Below are 1,771 nucleotides of genomic sequence, written 5' to 3' on the forward strand. Positions count from 1 at the left end.
TCAGCCTTACGAAAATGGCGGGGGTTCGGGATACGTTCACCGTCAGAATCTACAACAAACGAGTTCAATCCAACATCAACGCCCAGCGTCGTCTCAACAGGGACTTCAACTGGGGCTGGAACTTCGACAACGATTGTGGCATACCAACCGGACGCCTTCTTGGAAATGGTCAAGGTCTTAATTTTGCCATCGGGCAACGGTCGGTGGTATCGAATCTTCAGGGGTCCGACTTTGGGGACAACTACACGAGCGTATTTCCTACGGACATTGCGAATCAGTCGCTTTGCCAAGTGGTTGAAAGTCATCGACCGATACCGTCCTTCGCCTTTGAAGCGCGGGAAGCCCGGTTCATCACCCGTTTTGACACGACGGAATCTAAACGGCGAATGGCATCTTGGAGAACGTCGCTGTGAAGGCCGGCAAATGCCTTAGATTCTTGCTTTAAATCTGGCAAAGCGTTGGCTTGTGTCGTCCATTTAACTGTTAGCCCCGCGGATTCGTATGCTTCGATACGCCACGCAAGGGCTTGGTTGTAAACAGAACGCAGTAATGCTAACCAGACGGTAAAGATTTTTCGTTGTTTCGTTGTAGGATAGGCGCGATATTCATAAGTCTTTTTCATACTATTGTCCTTGCCTTTCATATCCGTTTCAGTGGATGTGTGTGGGAGCCCCTAACGGGTGTTAGGGGCTCCCACGAAGGACAAGACAATTTTAATATAATCACAATATTTTGCAAACAAAAAAGAAGGTGAGATTTTCTCCCCATTCTAAAGAGATGGGGTCTCCATCCCGAAGAATTCTGATGAACACCTGACCGCTTTAGATCCGCCAGCACTTCTTGCCAAACCCGCTGGTGTCGTCGGATATATTCCTCTTGCTGCTCCTCCTTCACACGCATGACAAAAGCGACACGCTGCACTGGCAGCCCTCCTTTGAAAGCATTATTCTTTACTGCCCGGTATCGGCATGGTACTGAGCAGCCCTCCATCAACATCTAGGGCAACACCTGTTAAAAACGATGATTCATCAGATAAAAAGAACATAACTGCATTGACCACATCCGCCACAGTCGCATTGCGCTTGAGGGGAATATCTGCTGCAGTCTCCGCGAGGATTTCATCGGTTTCTTGACCTGTTGTGCTAATTTTCCAATCGAGCACTGTTTGCCCCATCCCGGTTGTCGAGACCCCTACCGGACAGACACAGTTGACGGTTACTTCGTAAGGAGCCAACTCAGCAGCGAGTGCCTTAGTCAAGCCAACAACACCGAACTTAGCTGCACAGTACGAAAGGATCATCGGACACCCAATTTTTGCTGCATCGGAACCGATGTTGACGATACGCCCACGCTGTCCACTTTCGCATAGCAATGGCGCAGCCGCTTGGCTGCACAAAAACGGACCTTTCAGATCGACATCCAGCACACGGTCCCAATCCGCCTCACTGATTTCTGCCAATGGCGCAAAGTGAATGACACCCGCTGAATTGATCAGCGTATCTAGGCCGCCGAAGGTTTCCTGACAAGCCACCACCGCCGCTCTTACTGACACGGATGAGGTAACATCGAGTACCAAGGGCAGCACATCGTTGGCGTTACCCAAGTATCGAGAGGCTTGCTCCAACCGCTCGGAATTAATGTCGCCGATTGCTACACGTGCTTGCTGACCAAGCAACGCTTCAGCGATAGCCAATCCGAAACCGCTAGCACCTCCGGTGATGAGTACGCGGCGCTGCGTCCCTTGCATATCTGGCATTTTTCAATTCCTCAC

Annotated in this window: 2 protein-coding genes and 1 pseudogene (1 of these 3 only partly in view); all 3 read right to left on the reverse strand. The window is 50.5% G+C overall.

Translation table 11 applies throughout. The features are described from left to right. Positions 1 to 622, reverse strand: a pseudogene (locus J4G02_16275) (transposase); it reaches 555 nt to the left of the window's first position. A 17-nt stretch (positions 623 to 639) separates the two neighbouring features. Further along, positions 640 to 921, reverse strand: a complete 282-nt coding sequence (locus tag J4G02_16280) for an L-rhamnose mutarotase (protein ID MCE2396116.1) — start codon at positions 919 to 921, stop codon at positions 640 to 642. A 22-nt stretch (positions 922 to 943) separates the two neighbouring features. Next, on the reverse strand, positions 944 to 1,747 hold the full coding sequence (locus J4G02_16285; protein MCE2396117.1) for an SDR family oxidoreductase: 804 nt from the start codon (positions 1,745 to 1,747) through the stop codon (positions 944 to 946). Positions 1,748 to 1,771 lie beyond the last annotated feature (24 nt).

Source organism: Candidatus Poribacteria bacterium, from assembly GCA_021295755.1.
In the GTDB taxonomy this organism is placed as follows: Bacteria; Poribacteria; WGA-4E; order WGA-4E; family PCPOR2b; genus PCPOR2b.